Origin of the sequence: Mycobacterium sp. 3519A, from assembly GCF_900240945.1 — a bacterium.
Taxonomy (GTDB): Bacteria; Actinomycetota; Actinomycetes; order Mycobacteriales; family Mycobacteriaceae; genus Mycobacterium.
Genome location: NZ_OESG01000014.1, coordinates 874,977 through 898,111, shown reverse-complemented (window position 1 = coordinate 898,111; position 23,135 = coordinate 874,977). Strand labels below are relative to the sequence as shown.

The window sequence follows — 23,135 nt, the reverse complement described above, 5'->3', positions numbered from 1 at the left end:
TGCTGACTCCTATGCGACTTGTGGTTCGATGTCGGCCAGCGCGATGCGCAGCCGTTGCCTGCCCCGCGATGCGCGTGACATCACGGTTCCGTGTGGGATGCCGAGGATCGCGGCGGTTTCCGCGTACGTGTAGCCCTGGACGTCGGCGTAGAACACCACCGAACGGAAACCGTCGGGCAGTGCGGTCATCGCCGCCTTGATCACGTTGTCGGGCAGCGCATCGAGCACCTCGGCTTCGGCGGACCGGTGCGCAGTGTTCGTCCGCGCGGCGCTGTCGGCAAGGTCGTGCTCGGTGATCACGTCGACGGGGACCTCCGAAGGGCGGCACTGGCGGGCGCGGAAGGCGCTGATCCACCGGTTGTGCAGGATCCGGAACAGCCACGCCTTGAGGTTGCTGCCGTCGTGGAACGTGTGAAACCCCGCGTAGGCGTGCATGAGTGCGTCCTGCAACAGGTCTTCGGCGTCGGCCTCGTTGCGGGTCAGCCGGCGGGCCCGGCGAAGCAGCACGTCGAACAGCGGTTCGGTTTCGCGGGCGAAGCGCGCGGCGAGGTCGGCATCGGGTCCTGGCATGTTGACCAGACTCGCGCGGATCGAGGTGAAGCGAACCCTTGGTTTTCCGTAGTCAGTGGTCCGTGGTTCGTGGTGCGCTAGCCGGTCAAGGTCTCGACCGCTTCGTCGAGGACCTGCCGCAGCCCGTCGATCCGGTGCGCGCGTCGGCCAAGGAACACCCCGTCGAAGCCGGGGTGCAGCGCGCGCAGTGTGCCCGGTCCCGCCGTGCCGCCGTAGATCAGCCGGCCCGCCGGTCCGGCCAACGCGGGCACGGAGGTCTTGAGCGCCTCGCCGACACGTAGAACGTAGCCGGTGTCGGCCGGCGCGTCGGCGCCGATCGCCCACTGCGGTTCGTACGCGATGACCACCGGTTGGCCCGCCAGTTGATCGGTCACCAGGCGGGCCTGCCGAACCACCTCGGCTGCGGCGGTGTCCGGGTCGTGGACGGCCTCGCCGACACAGATCAACGGCACCAGCCGGTGCCGCGCCGCGGCCGCGGCTTTGCGGTTTACCACGACGTCGTCCTCGCCGAACAGGGTGCGGCGCTCGGCGTGGCCGACTTCGGCGTACTGGCAACCCATTTCGGCCAACAAGGCGGCGGTGACTTCGCCGGTCACCGGGCCTGGTTCGGCCCAGCTGACGTCCTGGCTGCCGACCCGCACCCCGAACCGGCCGAGGGTGTCCAGCGCCCGTTCCAGCAGCGGGAACGGCGGCATGACGGCCAACTCGACGGCGGCCGGTAGCGGGTGGTCGGTCAGCAGGTCGGCGACGCCGGCCAACCAGTCACGGGCCTGGGCATAACCGAAGTACGCCTTGAGGCTCACCGCCACCAAGACAGCTTTTGACTCCGACAACTCAGTCTCCCAAGGCATCTCGTACTAGCTGGCCCAGGAGACGGTGCGCAGCTGTCGGCGCGACTTGATGCCGAGCTTGGCGAAGACCTTGCGCAGATGCCATTCGACGGTGTGGGTGCTGATAAACAGCTGCGCGCCGATTTCCTGATTGGTCAGCCCGTCCCCGGCCAGCCGCGCGATCTGCGCCTCCTGCGCGGTCAGCTCACCACCTGAGCTGTGCGGCTTGTTGCGCACCGTCTCACCCGTCGCGACCAACTCCCGGCGGGCGCGCTCGGCGAAAGCGTTGGCGCCCATCTTGGTGAACAGCTCGTGGGCGTCGGTGAGTTGGCGTCGAGCGTCGATCCTGCGGTTCACCCGGCGCAGCCATTCGCCGTAGTGCAGATGCGCCCGCGCCAGGTGCACCACGACGCGGGTGCGGCCGAGGCGTTCGATTGCCTCGGTGTACAGCGCATCGGCGTGCTCGTCGTCGGCGACCAGGGCTTGGGCGTTGGCAAGTGCGCCCAGTCGCCAATCCGTTCCGCTCGCGCCGGCGTGCGCCTCGAACCGCGCTACCGCCGCCGCGGCGGTTTCGCCGTCGCCACTGTGCGTTGCGGCCTCGATCAATTCGAACAGGCCCCAACCGTAGAACCCGAGATCCTCGTAACGACTGGCCTCCGCGGCGGCCGCGGCAGCCTCGTCGTATCTGCCGAGACCGTTGTAGAGCACCGCGGTGGCGTATCCGGTGAGCCCCAACAGCCGGCCTTCACCCCGGGCGATTCCATCGGCGGTCGCCGACTCGATGGCCTTGACCGCGTCGGCCGCGTCGCCCCGCCATGCCGACAGCAGCAGCGAGTGATACCGGACCGGCGAGAGGTGGTCGGTCGAGGCAGAGATCGAATTCGCCTCTTCGATCAACGTCGCCGACGCGGCGAATTCGCCTGCCAGCAAGTGCGCGCCCGCCCGGTACACCAGCGCGCGCGGCAGCACGTCCAGCGCGCCTGCGTCTCGGGCCTGGCGCACCACCGCGCTGGACAGTTCCTCGATGGCCGACTCGTCCCACAGGTCGTGAGCCGCCGATTCCTGCAGGATCGGAAACGCAGGCACCATCCAACGCCGGACCTGCAGATCATTCGAATGCGCCAGTTCGCACATCGCGTCCAGCGCGGCGCGCAGTGGGCCCGCGCCCGCGCTCACCCCGCCGGTGATCCGCTCGGCGATGCCCTTCAACATCAAGTCGATGCCCCGCGGCGCGGCGGACGACCGGTCGATGACGGCACCCGCTGCCGCAGCCGCATCCGACAGCGCCCCGGGTTCACCGAGACGCCCGGCGTACAAGATGGCGGCGATCGATTCGGCGTACGTTTCACTGGCGGCGTAGTCGTCGAGGTTCTCGAGTTGCTTTGCGGCATCGAGTAATTCGCGCGCAGTGGCGAAGACGCTCGGGGCACCGGCGTGGCCTCCCCGACTGCGGGCGAATTGCATCTGTGCGCGCAGCCGCGCCACCTCGGCTTTCTGCAGATTCGACAACTGCCCCAGTTCGGCGATCGCGAGCAGCTCATATGCCGCCTCCGGCGCGGCGGCGTCCCGTTTGGCGCGGGCGGCCGCGAGCGCCCTGGCGCTGCGCAGCGCAGGCTCGGACGTCAGCGCGGTGGCGCGTTCGAGGAATGCCGCCGCCGCGGCGATACCGCCTCGGCTCTGCGCGCGGCTTGCCGACGCCTCCAACTCCGCGGCCACGCAGTCGTCGGGTCCCGCCGCGGCGTTGGCAGCGTGCCAGGCGCGGCGGTCCGGGTCCGACTGCGGATCGGTGGCGTCGGCCAACGCCCGGTGGATGGTTCTGCGGTCGATCAGATCGGCGGCGCGATAGGCGGCCGACCGCATCAGCGGGTGGTGGAAACGCATCCGCGGACCGAACTCGATCAAACCGTCGGCCTCGGCGGGCGCCAGCGCGTCCACCGGGATGCCCAGTTGCGCGGCGGCACGCAGGAACAACGCCGCGTCCCCGACCGGTTCGGCGGCGGCGAGCAGCAGCAGCCGCTGGGTGGGTTCGGGCAGCGCCTGGATGCGGCTGACGAACCCGTCCTCGAGTGCCGCCGCCGACGAGCGCTTGCCGGAGATCCAGAAGCCGCCCGCGAGCTCGGTGGCCGACACGCTGCGCGGCACCTCGAGGAGGGCAAGCGGGATTCCCCTGGTCTCGGCCACGATGCGGTCCCGCACTCGTGGGTCGACACTGCCCACCATCACCGAATCGAGCAACTCCCGCGCGTCGCCGTCAGACAGTCCGGTGACCGGAAGTTTAGGCAGCCCGGACAATGCCGCGGCGCCGCGGTCACGCGCCGCGAACAGCACTGCGACGGGTTCGGCGAGCAGCCGGCGGGCCACGAACGCCAGCGTCTGCACCGACACCGCGTCCAGCCACTGCGCGTCGTCGACGATGCAGAGCAGGGGCTGGGTGGTGGCGGCCGCGGCCATCAGTGACAGCACCGCCAGCCCGACCAGGAAGCGGTCCGGTGGCGCCCCAACCCCGCGGCCGAACGCGACGTTGAGCGCTTCGCGTTGCGGCTCCGGTAGTTCGTCGAGGTGCTCCAGCAGCGGCGCGCACAGTTGCTGCAACCCGGCGAACGCGAGTTCCATATCCGATTCGACACCCGCCACACGCACACAGCGGAACTCCGACGAGTTATCGGATACGAAGTCCAGAAGCGCCGTTTTTCCGACGCCTGCCTCACCGCGCAGCACCATAACCTGGCTGGTGCCGGATCGGGCGGTCGACAACAGACCCCGCAGCGTCTCGCATTCGCTGTCGCGACCGCGAAGACGTTGCCCCCCATCCTGACTCGACATAGACACCACCGCGTTTGTTTGCAGTGGTGACCTTACCCGTAAGCCGTTCCTGAACCGCAAGCGGCCTGATCTTGATCAGGCGTTGATCACCAATCCGCCTGCGGCCCAGGAGGTTTCAAGCTACGCCGTTGCGGCGGCTTGCAGCAGCCAGTCCTCGAACCGGGTGTCGAACAGGGTCGCGCCCTGCGCCGGGCACAGCGTGCGCTCGCCGATGTCGATGCCCCAGTACTGCGCCTTCGGGTCGGCGAGGACCTCGCGGGTATCGCCGCGGGCGGTCAGCGCGGTCCTGATCAGGTCGGGCAGCAGAACCGCCTCCGGCCCACCTATTTCAGTGATGCCCTTGACCGCCGCGTTGACGGCAGCGATGGCGAGTCCCTCGGCGACGTCCGCGGCGGCCATCGGCTGGAAGTACGCCGGTGGCATCCGCACCACGCCGTCGACGGTCGCCGAGTCGGCGAGCGTGTTGACGAACTCGAAGAACTGCGTCGCGTGCACCAGGGTGTACGGAACCGGTCCCTCGGCAATCAGGTTCTCCTGCAGCAGCTTGCCCTCGAAGTAGCCGCTGTGCGGGGCCAACTGTGCGGTGCCCACCACCGACAGCGCGACGTGGTGGCCCACCCCGGCGTCCTTCTCGGCGGTGAGCAGGTTGGTGGTGGCGGTGCGGAAGAACTCGATGGCCGCATCGTCGAGCGTCGGCGAATTCGACACATCGACCACCACCGAAGCCCCTGCCAGCACCTCGGCCAGGCCTTCACCCGTGAGCGTGTTCACCCCGGTCGACGGCGCCGCGGCGACCGCCTCATGACCGCGGCGGGTCAAGTTGTCCACCAGTTTGGAGCCGATGAGACCGGTGCCCCCGATGACGACGATTTTCATGGCGATCCTTCCGTTGTCTGACCTTCCTGACGGCCAGAACGGGCGGATGCCCGCGAAGTCATCCCGCGGGGTTGATGCGTTATTTGATCCCGACGACCATCGAGTCGGGGCCGGCGAGGTGCTCGACGTAGCTGTTGCTGAAGCCGGTGTCGGCCATCCAGCCGCGGCAGTCGGCACCGGTGAAGTCGAATCCGGTGGGCCCCTCGATCAGCATGTTGAGGCTCATCAGCAGGCCGAACGCGTTCTGCCGCCGGTCGTCGTCGATGAGCGCCTCGTAGACGATCAACGCCCCGCCGGTGGGCAGCGCGTCGTATGCCTTGCGCAGCAGCAGTAACTTCTCGTCGAGATCCCAGTCGTGCAGGATGTGGCCCATCACCAGCACGTCGGCGGTGGGCAGCGGGTCGGCGAAGAAATCGCCGCCGACGAACTGCAGCCGGTCGGTCAGACCATGTTGTGCCACATAGGAATTGAAGATCGGCCCGACAGGCGCCAGATCGAATCCGCCGCCGGTCAGATGGTCGTGCGCGGAGGCGATGGCGACCGGCACAGCCCCTTGTGCGCAGCCGATGTCGATCACGCTGCGGTAGTCGCCGAATCCGAACTTGGCCGCGATGGCGTCTCCCGCGGCCCGGCTCAGGCCGGTCATCGCCGCGGTGAACACCGCGAGTTTCTCGGGATCGGCGTAGAGCGTTGCGAAGAAGTCCCCGCCGGTCTTGGCCTCACTTTGCGGCTGCCCCGTCTGCAGCCCCTCGGTCAACGACCCCCAGAACGGGTACAGCCGAACGGCGGCCATCTCCAGCACGCCGCCCAGGTAGGTGGGTTTGGCCGGGTCGAGGAAGAGGTCGGTGTCCGGCGTGTTCGAGTACCTGCCGTCTTCGCGGTCGAGCATGCCCAGCGCGACGAGCGCGTCGAAGAAGTCGCGCGCGCCGCGCATATGCAAGCCGAGACGGGCGCGTAGTTCCTCGGCGTCCAGTGGTCCTGTCTGGGCCAGCAACCCGAAGATTCGGAGTTCGACGGCGCTCAGCAGCGCCCGTGAACCCCAGAAGCCGAAGCCCAGTTGCATGATGCGGTCGGGCGCCGCTGCGTTTCGGTCAGTCATTCGACTTTCCCCCTTTGTGGTCAGCATGACCCGAAATTGGATTCCGGGTCGGCGGATTCACCCGATCACGGCGTGGCCGCTGTTTTGCGTTGCCGGCCTGCTGGCGGAGGGTGGCCGCCCGCAGCGTGAGGTGGTTGCGTTCGGCGACGTTCTGCGCTTGTTCGGCCGCCTTCGCGTAAAGCTCTGCGGCCGTGGTCAATTCGCCTGCCTGCTCGTGCAAGTAGGCCGACGACGCGGTGTATCGCGGCAGCCCGGGATCGACCTCGGCGAGCGCGGCGAGGCCTGCGTGCGGGCCGTCGGCCTGTCCGACCGCCACCGCCCGGTTGAGCTTCGCGATCGGACTGTCGGTGAGCCGGACGAGTTCGTCGTACCACTCGACGATCTGTATCCAGTCGGTCTCGTCGGCGGTCTGCGCGTCGGCGTGCAGTGCGGCGATCGCCGCCTGCGCCTGGTACTCGCCGAGGCGATCGCGGGCCAGTGCGGCCTGCAACACCGCGACGCCCTCGGCGATCAGGTCGCGGCGCCACAGAGTCCTGTCCTGATCGGCCAGCGGGACGAGGCTGCCGTCGGCGCGGGTCCTGGCCGCGCGCCTGGCGTGATGCAGGAGGAACAACGCCAGCAGCCCCGCCGCCTCCGGGTCGTCGGTGGCCGCGGCCAGCTGTCGGGCCAGCCGGATGGCCTCGGCCGCGAGGTCGACATCGCCGCTGTAGCCCTCGTTGAAGACCAGATACAGCACCTTCAACACGGTGCGCAGATCGCCGGGCTGGTCGAGCCGGACGTCGGAAACCGTGCGTTTGGCGCGGCTGATCCGTTGCGCCATGGTCATTTCCGGCACGAAGTAGGCCTGCGCGATCTGGCGGGTGGTGAGCCCGCCGACCGCCCTCAGCGTCAGCGCGACCGCAGACGCAGGGCTCAGGCTCGGGTGCGCGCACAGAAAGTAGAGCTGCAGTGTGTCGTCGACGACCTCGGTCGGACCCTGCGGCGGTTGTTCGGACACCAGGTTCTCGCGCTGTCGCCGCGCGGCGTCCGAGCGGACCAGGTCGATGTGGCGCCGCCACGCGGTGGTGATCAGCCAGCCCTTGGGGTCGTCCGGACACCGATCCGGCCACACCTCGATCGCTTTGAGCAGCGCCTCCTGCACGGCGTCCTCGGCGGTTGCGAAGTCCGCACCGCGGTGCACCAGAGCAGTGAGCACACTCGGGATCAGATCCCGCAGCTCGGCCTCGTTCATTCGGTGACGGTCGGCGGATGGGTCAGAAACGGCCGCAACTCGAGCCACTCGTGGATCGGTTTGCCGCCTGCGCCTGGCGCCGCGGACAGTTCGCCCGCCAACTCGACAGCGCGCTCGTATGAGTCGACATCGATGATCATCCAGCCCGCGATGAGGTCCTTGGTTTCGGCGAACGGTCCGTCGGTGACCGGCGGCTTGCCTTCGCCGTCGTGACGGACCCACACCCCGTCCGGCGCGAGGGCCTGGCTGTCGACGTACTCGCCGCTGGCCTGCAGCTTGGCCGCGAAGTCGTTCATGTACTTGATATGTGCCTCGACCTCGGCGGGCGCCCACTGGTCCATCGGCACGTTGTTCACGGCTGCCGGAGCGCCGCGGTAGTGCTTCAACATCAGGTACTTGGCCATGGTTTTCTCCCTTCGCGCTGGCGACCCTAGTTGGTCGCCTACCCCATAGACGGAGCCGTCAGTCGGTTCTCGACATATGGCCCCGGAGTCAAGTCCCGGGGAAAGCCCGGGGTCGCCCGGCGTGTCCAAATGCCAGGGTGAAGCCGAACACGACAGAACTGAGGCCGATATGGACAGCAGCGCCCTGACCGCATTCGCCGCCGCCGTCTCGAACAGCGTCGTCACCGATGTCGACGCCTTGACCGCACGCGGCCGTGACTACTGGGGCTTCGGCGGCGTGCCAGGACTCGCGGTCCGGCCCACGTCTCGCGACGAGGTCGTCGCCGTGGTGAAGATCGCCGCGGCGCGCGGCATCCCCGTGGTCACCCGCGGCGGCGCGTCGAATTGCAGCGCGGGCATGATGGCCGCCCCGGACCGGGTGATGCTCGACCTGTCGGCGATGAACCGCGTCCTCGCTGTCGACCCCGAAGCGCGCACCGCCCGGGTGGAGCCCGGCGTCATCAATGCGGATCTGCAAGAGCATTTGCGGCCGACCGGCCTGTGCTTCTCGCCCGATCCGGTGTCGGCGCCGCTGTCCACGGTCGGCGGCAACATCATCGAAAACGCCGGTGGTCCGCACGCATTGAAGTACGGCGTCACCTATGACCACGTGATCGCCGTCGAACTGGTGCTCGCCGACGGCGCCGTTGTCACGCTGTCCGCCGACGACGCCGGACCCGACCTGCTTGGCCTGATCATCGGGTCCGAGGGCACCCTCGGCATCGTCACCGAGGCGACCGTGGCGTTGCGGCCGATCGCGCCCGTCACGCACAGTCTGATGGGCAGTTTCGCCTCGGCCCACGCTGCCGCCGAGGCCGTCGCAGAGATCATCGGGACCGGCACGGTGCCCGCCGCCCTGGAATGGCTGGACCGCGCGGGCATCGCAGGCCTGCAAGCCTTCACCGACACCGGCTATCCCACCGACGTCGACGCGATCGTCCTCGTCGACGTCGACGGCACCGCGTCGGAAGTCGAGCGCGACAGGGCGACGGTGGAGAAAGTGTTGCGGCGCAACGCTATCGAGGTTCGTGTCGCGACCGACGAAGCTGCCCGAGACAAGCTCTGGTACGGCCGGCTACACGCCCCCGACGCCGTCGTGGCGAGCGGACACGACTACTTCATCGGCGATGTCACGGTGCCGCGCAACCGGATACCCGATATGCAGGAGGCGATCCAGGCGGCCGCGACCAGGCACCGCGACGGTCTTCTGTTCATCGCGGTAGCGGGGCACGCCGGCGACGGCGATCTGCATCCCATTTCGTTCTTCGACCACACCAATCCGAAAGCGGCCGCCGCCCTTGAGGCTGCCAACAACGAGATCATCGACGCCGCACTGGGGATGGGCGGTACGTTGACCGGCGAGCACGGCGTCGGCACAGAGAAGCGGCAGTTCATGCGCAAACGCTTCTCCGCCGTCGAGATCGCCGCCCAACGCGCGATCAAAACCGTCTTCGATCCGACCGGGCTGTTGAATCCGGGTGTGATGCTGCCCGATACAGCAGACGACGAGCCAGCCGTCGAAGCCTTCGCGACAGCCGTTCGTGCGGCGCTGGACCGCCGCCTAGGGGCCGGCGATCCCGGTCCGGCCGTCGGCGGGAAGGCGTCGGGTGATACCCGGATCGACATCAACTCGGCCAATCTGAGCCTGGTCGTCGGTGCCGACGTCACCCTCAACCACCTCGCCCAACGGTTGGCCGAGAACCGGATGACGTGTGCCGCCGTGCCCGAGGACCCCGACGCACGCACCGTAGGTGACCTCATCGCCACCGCCGACGGTCACGACCGGCACGCGGTTCGCACCAGTCTGCTCGGCCTCGAAGTGGCCCTCGTCGACGACGGGTCAGCGGCCCGGTTCGGCGGCGAGACGATGAAGGACGTGGCAGGGTACGACGTCAAGCGTCTGTTCATCGGCGGCGCGGGCGCGTTCGGGCAGATCGTCTCGGCGACCTTCAAGATCAGGTGCGTGGCGGCGGACTGAGGACCGTCGACCCGTACGTCCTCCGTGCCGCGAGGTCGGCGTGCGCCTGTGCGGCGTCGGCGAGCGCATACCGCCCGCCGATGGTGATGGTCAGCGTGCCGGTGATGATGGCGTCGAACACCTCGACGGCGCGCCAGGAGAATTCGTCGTACGTTCGGTTGAAGTGGCTCCGGCGCGGCCTGGTCAGGTACACCGATCCGGCCGCATTGAGTCGCTGCGGATCGACCGGAGGTACCGGCCCACTGGCCGCGCCGTACAACACCAGCGTGCCGCGGATCGCCAGACTCGCCAGGCTCGCGTCGAACGTCGTCCTGCCGACGCCGTCGTACGCCGCGGCGACACCGCGGCCTTGTGTCAACTCGCGAACAGCGGCGCCGAACACGTGGGGATCGTCGGGATAGTCCAGCACCTCCACGGCACCGGCCGACCGCGACAGGTCGGCCTTCTGCGGCGTCGACGCCGTCGTGATCACGCGGGCGCCGAGGCTGGCCGCCCACTGCGTGAGGATCAGCCCGACGCCACCGGCACCCGCGTGTATCAACACGGCGTCACCGGGTTTGACCTGGTACACCGAATTGACCAGACAGTGCGCGATCAGCCCCTTGAGCAGCGCCGCGGCGGCGGTGTCCGCGCTGATCCCGTCGGGCACATGCGCCACCAAAGATGCCGGCACCAAACAATATTCGGCGTACGCACCCGTTGCGTCGGCGCAGACGACGCGGTCGCCGGTCTGCACCGTCGAGACGTCGTCGCCGACCGCGACGACCGTGCCACAGACCTCGCTGCCCGGCACATACGGCAAATCGTGCGGGTAGGCACCCGATCGGAAGTAGGTGTCGATGAAGTTCACGCCGATCGACTCCGACGCGATCAATGCCTGCCCTCGGTTGGGCGACGGCATAGGCCTCTGCACGAGGCGCAGGACCTCTGGTCCCCCGGTCTGTCCTACCTCGATGGCGTGCACCGGTGCTGCGTCACCCGGACGTCAGCCACCTGTGCTCTTCACCTGGGTCCGGCAACACTCGGCCGCCCTCCATGGCGAATCGCGCAGGACTGTTACCGATGATCACCAGCACCCGCTCCGCGGGAAATCCGGTCACCCGTGTGGCGGCCTCGTTGATCTCGGTGAGCAACCGGGTGGTCTCGTCGTCGGGATGGCCGGTGCGCACCCATCCGTTGATGATCAGCGGTTGCGCGGGTTTGGCGTCGGTGTAGACGTCCTCGGCGGGCAGTTCGTGGAACACCACGTTGATGTAGGCGCTCGGCACATGGTTCACCCGGGAGTGGATCCGCGTTATCTCAGCCGCGAGTTCGGCCTTGACGGCCGGAGTCACAGTCGACGCGGCGACGGTGCAGGTGTAGACAGGCATGCCGTCAGCCCAGGAACGGCAGTTGCGGCTGGGTCGGCGCGACGATCACCGTCGGCCCGTCGGCGGTCAGTGCCGCTCCGAACGCCGATGCCAGCTCGTCGGTGTCTGCGACGGTCACCGACCGCAGGCCAAATCCCGTTGCCAGCGCGGCGATGTCGAGCCCCGGCAGCTGCAGCCCCGGTACTCCCGGCGTCTTCTCCAGCAGCGCAAAGGATTTCAGAATCGCGTATTCGCCGTTGCGCAACACCACGAACACGATCGGCAACTTGTGCTGGGCGGCGGTCCAGATCGCCTGCACGGAGTACTGGAACGAGCCGTCGCCGATGGTCGCCACGACGGTCCGCTGCACTCCGCGCGCCCGATCTCCGAGCGCCACACCGACCGCCGCGGGCACACCCCAGCCGATTCCGCCGCTGCCGGTGGCGAAGAAGCCCGCGCTGCGGGTGGTCGGCAACCAGGTCTGCTGTTCGGCGATGGTCGACGTCGACTCCATCACCAGAGCCGAGTCTGCCGGTTTCAAGCCGCTCAACACCTCATACACCGCATTCGGTGTCATCGGCGCCGATGCCGGCGCCTCTGGTTTGCGCTCGATGACCCGCGGCGGCGGAGGCTGCCGGTCCGCCGGAACCTGCACCGTGTCTGTCAGATACCGCAGGGCCAGGCCCACGTCACCGATCAGGCTGTCACCGACCGGCGCGACCGCGGCGAGGTGTGGATCAGCGGTGATCTGCAGCAATTCGGTGCCTTCGGGGAGGTATTCGCCCGCGACGTACGGGTAGTAGCGGAAGACCTGTGCGCCGATCACCACCACGAGGTCGTGCCCGTGTACGACTTCTTCGACCCCGGCGATGGTCATCGGCAAGGTGCCCGCGTAGTAGGGATGATCTTCGGGGAACGAGATCCGGTCCGGTAGCGCACCGTTGTACACCGGGGCTTTCAGCTTGTCGGCGAAAGCCACACCGGCGTCCCAGGCTCCCGCACGGTCCACTTCGGGGCCCAGCACCAGCAGCGGCCGGGTCGCCTTGCCGATGCGCTCGGCGAAACTGCGCAGTCGATCCAGATCGGGCGCGGTCCGTTCAGTGACGTTGCGTACCACGGCAGGTCCGAGCGCAGGCTGCTCCCAGTCGTCGAGCGGGATGGAAAGGAACACGGGGCCCGCAGGCGGTTGGATCGCGGTCGCGTAGGCCCGCATGAACGCGGCGGGCACGTCTTCGGCGCGCGCCGGTTCATACGCCCACTTGACCCAGGGTTGCGGCAGCACGGTCGCGTCCCGGTTCGCCAAATACGGATCGCACAACAACATTTCGCGGGTCTGCTGACCGGCCGTGACGATCAGCGGGGTGTTGGCGCGGTAGGCGGCCACCAAACTGCCCATCGCATTTCCGGTACCGGCCGCGGTGTGGAGATTGACCAGCGCAGGCCGCCCGGTGGATTGCGCGAAGCCGTCAGCCATCGCGAGCGCGGAGGCCTCCTGCAGTGCCAGCACGTAGGTGAAGTCATCCGGAAAGTTGCAAAGGAAAGATTGTTCGGTGGATCCGGGGTTGCCGAAAATTGTTGTCAAGCCGAGAGTTCGGAGGAGCTCATAGGTCACCTCATGGACGGTTTTACCGCCGGTCGTCGAAGCCATGGCGACGAGTCAAGCACCGGCGAGCCGTCGTCGACCCCGGGAGAATCCCCGGTTTACCGGCTGCCAGGGACGGTTGTTCGTGTAACTATGTTCGCCATGCGTGCCGACGCTCACCCGGGGGCCTTTGTGGGCCGCCGACGTGAGCAGCAGCTACTCGCCGGACTACTCGGCGGTGCGCGTGAAGGCCACAGCGGCGTGCTCGTCGTGCGCGGCGAGGCCGGTATCGGCAAGACCGCCCTGATCGATGCCGTCATCGGGCAGGCGGTGGAGTTCCGAGCCATCAGATGCAGTGGCGCGGAGTCGGAGATGGAACTGGCCTACGCCGGCGTCCAACAGGTCTGCGCGCCCCTGACGAAGCTGTTGGACCGGCTGCCCAAACCACAACGCGCGGCGTTGGAGACGGTCCTCGGGGTGGCCGAAAGCGGCGCCGCACCCGACCCTCTTCTGGTCGGCCTCGCCGTGCTGACGCTGCTCGCGGAAGCCGGATCCCAGCAGCCGACGGTCTGCGTCATCGACGACGCACACTGGGTCGACGCCGCGTCGGTACAGGCGCTGGCGTTCGCGGCGCGCCGGCTGCTGGCCGACCGGGTCGTGATGCTCTTCGCTGCCCGCCATCACGTCGACCAATTGAGCGGATTGCCCGAGCTGGTCCTCGGCGGCCTGAGCGACTCGGATGCGCGGGCGCTGTTGTCGGCCCTGATGCCGGGACGGCTGAGCGACAGTGCGCGGGAAAGCATTCTCGCCGAGTCCGGTGGAAACCCGTTGGCGCTGCGCGAACTTCACGGTGCGTTGAGCCCGGTCGAGCTGGCAGGCGGATACGGCCTTGCCGAGGCGAAGTCCATCTCCGGCCGCATCGAGGACACGTATCTGCGCCAGTTCCACGCCCTGCCCGAACCGACCCGCCTGTTGCTGCTCATCGCCGCCGCCGAGCCGACGGGCGAACTGCCATGGCTGTGGGCGGCCGCCGCACGCCTCGGGATCGGCGTGGACGCGGCCGCACCCGCCGAGCGGGCCCGGCTGGTCACATTCGACGGCCGGGTCCGGTTCCGCCACCCGCTGGTGCGGTCCGCCATCTACGGCGACGCGCCGCTGGCCGACCGCCGCCGGGTGCACGATGCGCTCGCCCACGTCATCTCCGGACGCAACACCGCCGATCACCGGGCGTGGCATCGCGCCCGCTCGGCCGAGGTCCCCGACGAAGACATCGCCGTGGAACTGGTGGCGGCTGCCGAACAGGCGCGGGCGCGCGGCGGCGTCGCGGGCGCTGCGGCGTTCATGTCCGAAGCCGTCGCGGCGACACCGGATCGGACCCGACGGGCGCGGCGCGCCCTGGCTGCAGCGGAGACCAATCTCGACGCCGGGGCCTTGGACAAGGCGGGCCGGCTGCTTGACCTCGCCGCCGAGTTGACCGACGACGACTGGATCGGCGCGCATGTCGAGTTGATGCGGGCGAAGGTGGCGTTCGCGGCACATCGAGGCCGGGACGGACCGCCGCTGCTGCTGGCCGCCGCCACGCGACTGAACACGGTGGACGCGAGCTTGGCGCGCGAAACCTACCTCGAGGCGTTGATGTCCTCGCTCATCGTGGGTCGGCTACCCGCCGATGAAACCAGTTCGCCCGCGACCATCGCGCGTGCGGCCCGCGCCGCAGTGCCGGCACGGGCGTCGTCGCGGTCGGTCGACATGCTGCTGGACGGGCTCGTCATCCGTCTCACCGACGGATACGTTGCCGGCGCACCACTGCTGAAAGCAGGCATCGCCGAATATGCGCGGGAGGCGGCGGCGAAAACTGCCCAGCCGCGGTGGCACGACATCACCATGCGGGTGTGCCTTGACCTCTTCGACCTCGACAACTACACGGCGCTCACCAAGAGTCAGCTCGAGATGCTGCGCGCTGCAGGCAAACTGACGCAGATCGCCTCACCGCTGTCGACCTACGCCGGGTTGTGTGTGACGGGCGGCGAGTTCGGCAAGGCCGCGGCGGCGCTCGATGAACTCGACCTCATCGCCGCGGCGACCGACACCCCGCCGCACCGGGTGATCGGCCCGTACCTGGCCGCGTACCGGGGCCGGCAGAAGGAATGCCTGGAATCCGCCGAAGCGACCATCGAGGCGTCGACCGTTCGCGGCGAGGGCACCGACGTCACCGTGGCGCGCTACGCGGTAGCGATCCTGCACATCGGACTGGCGCAGTACCCCGAGGCTCTCTCCGCGAGCCTGTACGGCCTGGAGTACGACGACGTGGGCATGGCCAACTATCTGATGATTGAAACCATCGAGGCGGCCGCCCGATGTGGAGAGACTCCGTTGGCCTCCGAGGTTCTCGACGAACTGTCGCAGCGGGCCAAGGCCAGCGGAACGGACACCGCACTGGGGCTGGAAGCGCGCAGCCGAGCGCTGATCGCCGGTGACGCGGACGCCGATGTCGAGTTCCGCCGGGCTCTCGATCATCTGCAGCGCAGCCCCGCTGTCGTGTACCGGGCCCGCACGCATCTCGCCTACGGCGAATGGTTACGGCGGGTCAGTCGCAGGGCGGATGCCCAGGCGCAACTTCGCACCGCGCATGACATGTTCGACACCATGGGCGCAGAGGGCTTCGCCGCCCGTGCGCGCCGCGAACTGCAGGCCGCCGGGGAGAAGGTCCGCCAGCGCGGCCAGGGCACCATGACGCCGCTGACCACCCAGGAGCGTCATATCACCCGGTTGGCTCGTGAGGGCTACACGAACTCCGAGATCGGCGCGCAGTTGTTCATCAGCGCGCGCACCGTCGAGTGGCATCTCGGCCGCATCTACGCCAAGTTGGGCGTCACGTCACGCCGCGAATTGCGCAGCGTCGCTCTGCAACTGGTGTGACTGTAGTCAGCCGCGATACCGGGACACTTCTTCGGCGTACTGGTCGAGCAGGCGCAGTGAGTCGTCCCGCGGCTTCGTCGGCAACAGCAACGCGATCTGGCCGTAGCCGAGTTCCTCCATGGCGCGCCAGTAGTCCTGGTCGACCGGGGTACCGAACTGCGCGAGCGGCACCGCGTGACCCGCCCCGGAGGTCATTTGATCGACGCGTCGCTTCAGGTGCTCGACCGGCAGCGGGTTTGAGATCCAGCCCGCGTCGTGGCGGATCACCCGCTTGACGGTGGCGTCGGAATCACCGCCGATGTAGATCGGCGGGTGCGGTTTCTGTACCGGTTTGGGCCGCATGTACGACGCCTCGAAGTCCACGTATTTGCCGTGGTACTCGGCGGGTTCGGTGGTCCACAGCGCCTTGATGGCTTCGATGCGTTCGTCGAGCAGCTTGCCGCGCGTCTTCGGGTCGGTGCCGTGATTGCGCATCTCCTCGAGGTTCCAGCCCGCACCCACCCCGAACACGAATCTGCCGTTGGAGATCAGGTCGATGCTGGCGGCTTCTTTCGCGGTGATGATCGGGTCACGTTGGATGAGCAGCGCGACCCCGGTGAACAACTCGATCGTCGAGGTCACGGCCGCGGCGGCGGCCAGCGTCACGAACGGGTCCAGGGTCCGGTAGTAGATGGACGGCAGTTCGCCACCGAGCGGATAGGCCGACTCCCTGCTGGCCGGGATGTGCGTGTGCTCGGCAATCACAAACGAGTGAAATCCGCGCTCCTCGATGGCGCGGGCCAGCGACGCGGTGTCGATGGTGTCGTCGTTGACGAACGTGGAAATCCCGATTTTCATCTGCACGTGTTTCAGGCTAGCCCCGGCCCGCTGGGATTCGACTGAAACCGCCGCTCAGCGGCGCCAGAACAGATGGTGGGTCACGCCGCTCGGGCTGGGCACGACGTCATGGTGGAATTCATCGTCGAGTTCGTCCGGTGAGTGCCACAACCGCGAGCCCGACCCGATCTCCACCTCTGACACCGCCACATGCAGCGTGTCGACAAGGCCGGCGTCCAGGAACTCCCGGATGGTGCTCGCGCCGCCGCCGAGGCGGACGTCCTTGCCGTCGGCGGCCGCGCGGGCTGTCGCGAGTACGGTCGCCGGATCGGCGTTGACGAAGTGAAAAGTCGTGTCGGACAACGTGAACGACGGCCGCTCGTAATGCGTCAGCACGAACACCGGGGTGTGGAACGGCGGGGTGTCACCCCACCAGCCCTGCCAGTCGTGGTCGCGCCACGGGCCGCGGGGGGGACTGAACTTGTTGCGGCCCATGATTTCTGCACCGATGTTGTTGGCGAAGTCCCGCGTGAAATAGTCGTCGAGACCCCTGCTGCCGCCCGGGTCGGTACGGTTGGGCCAACTCGCCGTCGCACCTGCCCAGGCAAACATCGAGCCAGGGTCGGCGTCGCCGAAGGGGTGATCCAGGCTCTGATTCTCCCCCGCCCCGAATCCGTCGCTGGACACGTTGAAGTTCTGGACTCTCAATAGTTGCACCACGTTTTTGTCTCCTCGTCGTAGACATGCCCATGATCAGACCACCGCTCGGCGCAGAAGTCATCGCTGTAGAGTCTTCGCGTGGCTGAAAGCTCAACCGTGAAGTCGATAAATGCCCGTCTCGCTGCGGAATTGGCCGTCGGCGAAGGTCAGGTGGCCGCTGCTGTGCGGTTGCTCGACGAGGGTGCAACCGTCCCGTTCATCGCCAGGTACCGCAAGGAGGCGACCGGCAGTCTCGACGACGGCCAATTGCGCCAGCTCGACGAACGCCTGCAGTATCTGCGGGAACTCGACGACCGTCGGGCCGCGGTGCTGGCCTCCATCGGAGAACAGGGCAAACTCACCGACGAGTTGAAGGCCGCCCTGCTGGCCGCTGACACCAAGGCGCGCGTCGAGGACATCTACCTGCCCTACAAGCCGAAGCGGCGGACCAAAGCGCAGATCGCCCGCGAGGCCGGCCTCGAACCCCTCGCCGACCGGCTGTTGGCGGATCCGAATCTGCTGCCCGAGGACGCGGCCGCGGACTTCGTCAGCGCCGACGTGGCCGACGCCGCCGCGGCGTTGGACGGGGCGCGGCACATCCTCGCCGAGCGCGCCGCCGAAGACGCCGAACTCGTCGGCGCTGTCCGCGAGAAGTTCTGGTCGAGCGGTTCACTCAAGACGGCGCCCTGGTCTGCGGATACTGCGAAAAGCGAAGCGGCGCAGAAGTTCCGCGACTACTTCGAGTATGCCGAGGCGTTGGAGAGCATGCCGTCGCACCGGGTGCTCGCCGTGCTGCGCGGTGAGAAGGAAGAGGCGCTTGCGCTGACGTTCGACGGCGGTGACGACGCCGAATACCAGGCCATGATCGCGAGGACGCTCGGCATCGACATGACAGCCAACGCGGCCGCGACGCCGTGGCTGGCCGCGACCGTCGACTGGGCCTGGCGCACCAAGCTGATGATCTCTGCCAGGGTGGACGCCCGCATCCGGTTGCGGCAACGCGCCGAGGAGGAGGCGGTGGCGGTGTTCGCCAAGAACCTCAAGGACCTCCTGCTCGCGGCGCCCGCAGGCAACCGCACCACGCTGGGCCTCGACCCCGGCTACCGCACCGGCGTCAAGGTGGCCGTCGTCGACGGCACAGGCAAGGTCGTGGACACGTGCGCGATCTTCCCGCATCAGCCTCAGCGGCAATGGGATTCAGCGAAGGCGGTGCTGGGCGCGCTCGTCGCGCGGCACGGCGTCGAGTTGATCGCCGTCGGCAACGGCACGGCGTCACGCGAAACCGACGCGCTGGCCACCGAACTGATCGCCGACATCCGGGCCGCCGGCGGTAAGGCACCCGCGAAGGCGATGGTGAGCGAGGCGGGCGCCTCGGTGTATTCAGCGTCCGCCTACGCGGCGCACGAGTTGCCGACGCTCGACGTCACCCTGCGCGGCGCGGTGTCGATAGCGCGACGACTGCAGGATCCGCTGGCCGAGCTGGTGAAGATCGAGCCGAAGTCGATCGGTGTCGGCCAGTACCAGCACGACGTGACGCCCGGCACGCTGGCCCGCAGCCTGGACGCCGTCGTCGAGGACGCGGTGAACGCGGTGGGTGTCGACTTGAACACCGCGTCGGTCCCGTTGCTGGCCCGCGTCTCTGGCGTCTCGGAATCGTTGGCCGAGGCCATCGTCGCCCACCGCGACCAGACCGGGCCGTTCCGGAACCGGAAGGCCCTACTGAAGGTTCCTCGCCTCGGCCCGAAGGCATTCGAGCAGTGCGCAGGCTTCCTGCGGATCCGCGGCGGCGACGATCCCATCGACGCGTCCGGTGTGCATCCCGAGGCGTATCCCGTGGTCCGGCGCATCCTCGACCGCTCAGGCGTCACGCTCGCCGAACTGATCGGCAACGAGCGCACGTTGAAATCCCTTCGACCCGCCGACTTGGCCGACGACCGGTTCGGCATCCCGACGGTGACCGACATTCTCGCCGAACTCGAGAAGCCGGGACGCGATCCGCGGCCCGCGTTCACCACCGCCACTTTTGCCGCCGGTGTGGAGAAGGTGGCCGACCTCAAGGTCGGCATGGTGCTGGAAGGCGTGGTCACCAACGTCGCGGCGTTCGGCGCGTTCGTCGATGTCGGCGTCCATCAGGACGGTCTCGTGCACGTATCCGCGATGGCCGACCGGTTCGTGTCCGACCCGCACGAGGTGGTGCGCTCCGGACAGGTCGTGCGCGTCAAGGTGCTCGATGTCGACGTCGAGCGCCAGCGGATCGGGCTGACGCTTCGGCTCAACGACACCCCCGCGCCCAACCGGGGAAAGCGGCCCGATCCGCAGCGCGGCAAGCGGCCAAACCCCGGCCGTGGCAAGGACTCTGGGCGTCGTGAGCCCAGCCAAGCGCAAGGCTCGATGGCAGAGGCCCTGCGCAAGGCCGGCTTCGGCAGGTGACTCAGGTCAGCCGCAGGTTCCAGGTGGTCGAGCCTTCGTCAGAGTCGGTGCTCATCGGCACGTCGCGAGTCCAACTGGCGATATAGGTCCAGTCCGAGTCCTCCACCCACGCCAACGTGTCGAAGCTGGTCGCCCGTTGGCGGATGGGTCGGACGTACAAGTCGACGTCGTCCTTGATCCACATGTCGTCGCCACGAATTCTCAACTGCAGCACCAGGTGGCCGTGTAGCCCGTTGGAGAATTCGAACCCGTATCCCGGATAGGGCATGGGGTTTTGGCCAACGCCCGGCGGCAGCTGTGGTGTCTTGTCGTTTCTGCGCGGCAGCTTCGTCGGGCCCATGTAGTCGTAGTTCCGGATGGCACCACGCTCGAGGTCGTCCTCTGTCGGGTAGTCCAGGTTCAGCACGCGAAGCGAATTACCGTCGCGCAACACGCTGGCCTGGACCAGGCTGTCGGTTCCCGCATCCAGCGAATCCTTGGTTTCCACAACCAGTCTGATCGATCCTATCCACATCGCTGATCCCCCCTTGCATACAACTGTGTCAGCGTGTGGCTAGCTTCTCAGTGCCCCGATTGTTTGGCTTGCGTAGTCAACTACCTGTTTTGCGTCGCCGGTTTCCGCATCGAAGAAGTAGGTACGCTCCCGCGGTAGCTCGAGCCCGATCTGCGCACCGCTTGGCAACTCGGTTCCCGCAGGCGCGGACACGATCACCTGCACCTGATCCGTCGTCGCCAGCACGCCTTCACCGCGCACGTCGACCTGCGTTGTCACCAGGACATGACTGCCGAGAGGCTCGACGAAGTCGACACGGGCTTTAACCGTGCCTTCGACAGGGCTGGTGTGCAGCACCAGGTGTTCGGGCCGCGCCCCGACGGTCACGGGACCATCAGGCGCCGGGACCGCGGTCACCCCGATGCCGCCGATGTTCAGCACCCCGGCACGGACGACACCCGGAATCAGGTTCATCGGCGGACTGCCCATGAACGCGGCGACGAACGTGTTGGCGGGGCGGTTGTAGATGTCGTCGGTGGTGCCGATCTGCTGTACTTCGCCACCTGCCATCACACACAGCCGATCGCCGAGGGTCATCGCCTCGACCTGGTCGTGCGTGACGTAGATCGATGTCACGGGGACTTCCCGGTGCAGTCGCTTCAGGTCGCCGCGAACTTGGTTGCGCAGCTTGGCATCCAGATTCGACAGGGGTTCGTCCAGCAGGAACGCCTGGGGTCGCCGGACAAGGGCCCGGCCCATCGCGACGCGTTGTCGCTGACCGCCGGACAGTTGGCCGGGCTTGCGGTCGAGCAGTTCGGTGATCTGAAGCAATTCTGCGGTCTCTTTGACTCGCCGCTCGACTTCGGTGCGCGGCGTCCGGCGCTGACGTAACCCGTAGGCGAGATTGCGGTACACCGACATGTGCGGATAGAGCGCGTAGTTCTGGAACACCATCGCGATATCGCGCTCGCCGGGCGCCAGATTGTTGACGACCTCGCCGCCGATCCTGATCTCGCCCGAGGTCGGTTTGTCGAGACCGGCCAGCAGGCGCAGCGCCGTGCTCTTGCCGCAGCCGGACGGGCCGACGAGAATCAAGAACTCGCCGTCGGCGACCGTCAGGTCCAGACCGTTGATCGCCGTCACTCCCCCGGCATACCGTCGGGTGACGCCGGAAAACTCCACCTCTGCCATGGATCAACCCTTCAGTCCGGTATTGGCCACCGACTGGACGAAGTAGCGCTGCGCACCGATGAAGACCAACAGCATCGGCAGCAGGCTCATCACGTTGGCCGCCATCAGCAACGGCCACTTCACCCTGTGCGCACCCTGGAAGTAGCTGAGCCCCAACGGAACCGTCATCTGGTCATGCGACGTGATCACGATCAACGGCCACAGGAAGTCGTTCCAGGAGGTCAGCACCGTCAGCGCGGCGAGAGTGGACAACGCGGGCAGCGACAACGGCAGCACGATCTTGACCAGCACACCCAGCCGCGACGTGCCGTCGACGCGGGCGGCCTCCTCGAGTTCGACGGGCACCGTCTGAAAGAACTGGCGCAGGAAGAAGATTCCGAACGCCGTCGCCAGATTGGGCAGCATCAGTGCGCCGATGTGGTCGATCCCGAGACCCTCGGCCACATTGTCCCCGAACCACTTGACGATCAGGAACACCGGGATCATGGTCACTTGGAACGGCACCATCAGCGTCGCCATCAGCGTGACGAAAAGCGCTCCGCGACCGAGGAATCGGATCCGCGCGAACGCGTAGCCGGCCAGGCTGCAGACCACCAGATTGCTCACCAGCACGACAAACGTGACCGTCAGGCTGTTGAGGAAGAAGTGGCCGAACGGTGCCGCCGCCCACGCTTCGGAGTAGTTCTCGAACCGCGGATGCTGCGGAATCAGCACCGGTGGGAATCGGTTCGCCTCACCTTCGGTTTCCAGCGAGGTGACCAGCATCCAGAGCAACGGGACGACCAGCAGGAAGCTCAGCGGGATCAGCACCAGATGCCACGGGCTGAACGGCAGTCGCATGCGGGAGGTCGGTTCAGGCTCGGTGGGTGCCTTGGCCGTATGGGGTCGCGTCGGCAGATCGATGCTCATGAGGTGTGCACATGCTTCCTGGCGATACGGAACTGGACGGCGGTGATCAGCAGGATCACCACGAACAGCGCGTAGGCCATCGCCGCGGCGTAGCCGGCGTCGAACTGCACGAAGGCGCGGTCCCACAGGTAGTACACGATGACGGTGGTGGCGCGCAGCGGTCCGCCACGTGTGGTCGCATAGACCTCGTCGAACAGCTGCAGCGCATTGATCGTCAGCCAGACGACGAGGAACAGATTCGCCGGGCCGAGCAGCGGCACCGTGATGGTGCGGAACCGCGTGGCGGCAGACGCCCCGTCGATCGCCGCTGCCTCGTGCAACTCGGTTGGAACACCCTGCAGCGCAGCGAGATACACGATGACCGAGAAACCGGTCCACCCCCAGATCGTCATGGCCACGATGACATAGAGCGCCTGCGACGGGGAGGCCAGGAACGGCTGTGACGGCACCCCGACGGCGTTGAGTGCCGCGTTGACGATGCCGTAGTCACGGTCAGTCAGCCACAGGAAGATGATGCCCTGGGAGATCGTGGAGACCGCCATCGTGATGTACGCGGTCGTTCGGTACACCGAGATGAACCGCACCGAGCGGTTCATTGCCGCCGCGACGAACAGACCCACCAGCATCGTTCCCGGAACGAACAGGGCGGTGTAGATGATGGTGTGCCTGATCGCCTCGACGAACACCGGGTCCTCGGCCAACTTCCGGTAGTTGTCGAGACCCACCCACGGCGTCTCAGGGGTCAGCAGGTCGGAGTGCTGAAAGGACAACATCAGCGACATGACGACCGGCAGCAGCCCGAATATCCCGATCAGCACTGCCGCCGGGCTCACCAGTGTCCAGCCCGACAGGCTTTCCGAGTGACCGATGCGGCGCAGCAGTGCGGGCATCTGCCGA

The 23,135-nt window shown here is 67.5% G+C and carries 19 protein-coding genes; 3 read left to right on the top strand and 16 right to left on the bottom strand.

The genetic code is table 11. The annotated features are described in order from the left end of the window. Positions 1-9: 9 nt before the first annotated feature. The 7 genes from C1A30_RS25390 to C1A30_RS25360 all read right to left on the bottom strand — a co-directional run bounded on the left by C1A30_RS25390 (position 10) and on the right by C1A30_RS25360 (position 7,833). Entirely contained in the window at positions 10-570 is a 561-nt protein-coding gene (locus C1A30_RS25390; protein WP_101951079.1) for a sigma-70 family RNA polymerase sigma factor, read from the bottom strand. Positions 571-647: 77 nt separating this feature from the next. Then, entirely contained in the window at positions 648-1,379 is a 732-nt protein-coding gene (locus C1A30_RS25385) for a triose-phosphate isomerase family protein (RefSeq protein WP_200828428.1), read from the bottom strand. A gap of 48 nt (positions 1,380-1,427) precedes the next feature. Then, positions 1,428-4,223: a LuxR family transcriptional regulator gene (locus C1A30_RS25380; protein WP_101951077.1), complete on the bottom strand. Its 2,796-nt coding sequence runs from the start codon at positions 4,221-4,223 to the stop codon at positions 1,428-1,430. Positions 4,224-4,343: 120 nt separating this feature from the next. Beyond that, a complete protein-coding gene (locus C1A30_RS25375; RefSeq protein WP_101951076.1) occupies positions 4,344-5,099 on the bottom strand; it encodes an SDR family oxidoreductase in 756 nt (251 codons plus the stop codon). 79 nt (positions 5,100-5,178) lie between these two features. After that, positions 5,179-6,198, bottom strand: a complete 1,020-nt coding sequence (locus C1A30_RS25370; protein WP_200828427.1) for a methyltransferase — start codon at positions 6,196-6,198, stop codon at positions 5,179-5,181. Further along, positions 6,191-7,429 carry an RNA polymerase sigma factor gene (locus C1A30_RS25365; protein ID WP_101951074.1) on the bottom strand — a complete coding sequence of 413 codons (1,239 nt, stop codon included), beginning with the start codon at positions 7,427-7,429 and terminating at the stop codon, positions 6,191-6,193. The genes C1A30_RS25370 and C1A30_RS25365 overlap by 8 nt, the downstream gene beginning before the upstream one ends. Further along, on the bottom strand, positions 7,426-7,833 hold the full coding sequence (locus C1A30_RS25360) for a YciI family protein (RefSeq protein WP_101951073.1): 408 nt from the start codon (positions 7,831-7,833) through the stop codon (positions 7,426-7,428). Before C1A30_RS25360 ends, C1A30_RS25365 begins: the two co-directional genes overlap by 4 nt. Positions 7,834-8,002: 169 nt before the next feature. Between C1A30_RS25360 and C1A30_RS25355 the strand changes: the two genes are divergently transcribed. Further along, positions 8,003-9,850, top strand: a complete 1,848-nt coding sequence (locus C1A30_RS25355) for an FAD-binding oxidoreductase (RefSeq protein ID WP_101951072.1) — start codon at positions 8,003-8,005, stop codon at positions 9,848-9,850. Here C1A30_RS25355 and C1A30_RS25350 read toward each other — a convergent pair. The 3 genes from C1A30_RS25350 to mdlC are packed head-to-tail and all read right to left on the bottom strand — an operon-like array spanning position 9,828 to position 12,847. Next, entirely contained in the window at positions 9,828-10,814 is a 987-nt protein-coding gene (locus C1A30_RS25350) for a quinone oxidoreductase (RefSeq protein ID WP_101951071.1), read from the bottom strand. The genes C1A30_RS25355 and C1A30_RS25350 overlap by 23 nt on opposite strands. A 10-nt stretch (positions 10,815-10,824) precedes the next feature. Beyond that, positions 10,825-11,220, bottom strand: a complete 396-nt coding sequence (locus tag C1A30_RS25345; protein ID WP_101951070.1) for a tautomerase family protein — start codon at positions 11,218-11,220, stop codon at positions 10,825-10,827. Between the two features lie 4 nt (positions 11,221-11,224). Beyond that, positions 11,225-12,847: a benzoylformate decarboxylase gene (gene mdlC / locus C1A30_RS25340; RefSeq protein WP_101951069.1), complete on the bottom strand. Its 1,623-nt coding sequence runs from the start codon at positions 12,845-12,847 to the stop codon at positions 11,225-11,227. Between the two features lie 96 nt (positions 12,848-12,943). Between mdlC and C1A30_RS25335 the strand changes: the two genes are divergently transcribed. Further along, the gene (locus C1A30_RS25335) at positions 12,944-15,700 is read left to right on the top strand and encodes an AAA family ATPase (RefSeq protein ID WP_101952872.1); all 2,757 of its coding nucleotides are present in this window, start codon (positions 12,944-12,946) and stop codon (positions 15,698-15,700) included. A 6-nt stretch (positions 15,701-15,706) separates the two neighbouring features. Here C1A30_RS25335 and C1A30_RS25330 read toward each other — a convergent pair whose 3' ends face one another. Together C1A30_RS25330 and C1A30_RS25325 are read right to left on the bottom strand one after the other, a co-directional pair. After that, the gene (locus tag C1A30_RS25330) at positions 15,707-16,537 is read right to left on the bottom strand and encodes an LLM class F420-dependent oxidoreductase (protein WP_101952871.1); all 831 of its coding nucleotides are present in this window, start codon (positions 16,535-16,537) and stop codon (positions 15,707-15,709) included. 54 nt (positions 16,538-16,591) lie between these two features. Then, positions 16,592-17,236 carry a dihydrofolate reductase family protein gene (locus C1A30_RS25325; RefSeq protein WP_101951068.1) on the bottom strand — a complete coding sequence of 215 codons (645 nt, stop codon included), beginning with the start codon at positions 17,234-17,236 and terminating at the stop codon, positions 16,592-16,594. 78 nt (positions 17,237-17,314) lie between these two features. Between C1A30_RS25325 and C1A30_RS25320 the strand changes: the two genes are divergently transcribed. Then, positions 17,315-19,645 carry a Tex family protein gene (locus tag C1A30_RS25320; RefSeq protein WP_101951067.1) on the top strand — a complete coding sequence of 777 codons (2,331 nt, stop codon included), beginning with the start codon at positions 17,315-17,317 and terminating at the stop codon, positions 19,643-19,645. 1 nt (position 19,646) lies between these two features. Here the strand turns inward: C1A30_RS25320 and C1A30_RS25315 are convergent, their stop codons facing one another. The 4 genes from C1A30_RS25315 to C1A30_RS25300 all read right to left on the bottom strand — a co-directional run bounded on the left by C1A30_RS25315 (position 19,647) and on the right by C1A30_RS25300 (position 23,128). Then, complete coding sequence (locus C1A30_RS25315; protein WP_101951066.1) at positions 19,647-20,132, bottom strand: hypothetical protein; 486 nt, start codon at positions 20,130-20,132, stop codon at positions 19,647-19,649. Between the two features lie 66 nt (positions 20,133-20,198). Then, the gene (locus C1A30_RS25310) at positions 20,199-21,329 is read right to left on the bottom strand and encodes an ABC transporter ATP-binding protein (RefSeq protein WP_101951065.1); all 1,131 of its coding nucleotides are present in this window, start codon (positions 21,327-21,329) and stop codon (positions 20,199-20,201) included. A gap of 3 nt (positions 21,330-21,332) precedes the next feature. After that, positions 21,333-22,238, bottom strand: coding sequence for a carbohydrate ABC transporter permease (locus tag C1A30_RS25305; RefSeq protein ID WP_235010188.1), 906 nt, complete (start codon positions 22,236-22,238; stop codon positions 21,333-21,335). Further along, a complete protein-coding gene (locus C1A30_RS25300; protein ID WP_101951064.1) occupies positions 22,235-23,128 on the bottom strand; it encodes a carbohydrate ABC transporter permease in 894 nt (297 codons plus the stop codon). Before C1A30_RS25300 ends, C1A30_RS25305 begins: the two co-directional genes overlap by 4 nt. Positions 23,129-23,135 lie beyond the last annotated feature (7 nt).

Bases quoted from the DNA above. Each gene is read 5' to 3' on its own strand.
- C1A30_RS25390 (WP_101951079.1), bottom strand. From the start codon at position 570: ATGCCAGGACCCGATGCCGACCTCGCCGCGCGCTTCGCCCGCGAAACC.
- C1A30_RS25380 (WP_101951077.1), bottom strand. From the start codon at position 4,223: ATGTCGAGTCAGGATGGGGGGCAACGTCTTCGCGGTCGCGACAGCGAA.
- C1A30_RS25375 (WP_101951076.1), bottom strand. From the start codon at position 5,099: ATGAAAATCGTCGTCATCGGGGGCACCGGTCTCATCGGCTCCAAACTG.
- C1A30_RS25370 (WP_200828427.1), bottom strand. From the start codon at position 6,198: ATGACTGACCGAAACGCAGCGGCGCCCGACCGCATCATGCAACTGGGC.
- C1A30_RS25365 (WP_101951074.1), bottom strand. From the start codon at position 7,429: ATGAACGAGGCCGAGCTGCGGGATCTGATCCCGAGTGTGCTCACTGCT.
- C1A30_RS25360 (WP_101951073.1), bottom strand. From the start codon at position 7,833: ATGGCCAAGTACCTGATGTTGAAGCACTACCGCGGCGCTCCGGCAGCC.
- C1A30_RS25355 (WP_101951072.1), top strand. From the start codon at position 8,003: ATGGACAGCAGCGCCCTGACCGCATTCGCCGCCGCCGTCTCGAACAGC.
- C1A30_RS25345 (WP_101951070.1), bottom strand. From the start codon at position 11,220: ATGCCTGTCTACACCTGCACCGTCGCCGCGTCGACTGTGACTCCGGCC.
- mdlC (WP_101951069.1), bottom strand. From the start codon at position 12,847: ATGGCTTCGACGACCGGCGGTAAAACCGTCCATGAGGTGACCTATGAG.
- C1A30_RS25335 (WP_101952872.1), top strand. From the start codon at position 12,944: ATGCGTGCCGACGCTCACCCGGGGGCCTTTGTGGGCCGCCGACGTGAG.
- C1A30_RS25330 (WP_101952871.1), bottom strand. From the start codon at position 16,537: ATGAAAATCGGGATTTCCACGTTCGTCAACGACGACACCATCGACACC.
- C1A30_RS25310 (WP_101951065.1), bottom strand. From the start codon at position 21,329: ATGGCAGAGGTGGAGTTTTCCGGCGTCACCCGACGGTATGCCGGGGGA.
- C1A30_RS25305 (WP_235010188.1), bottom strand. From the start codon at position 22,238: ATGAGCATCGATCTGCCGACGCGACCCCATACGGCCAAGGCACCCACC.
- C1A30_RS25300 (WP_101951064.1), bottom strand. From the start codon at position 23,128: ATGCCCGCACTGCTGCGCCGCATCGGTCACTCGGAAAGCCTGTCGGGC.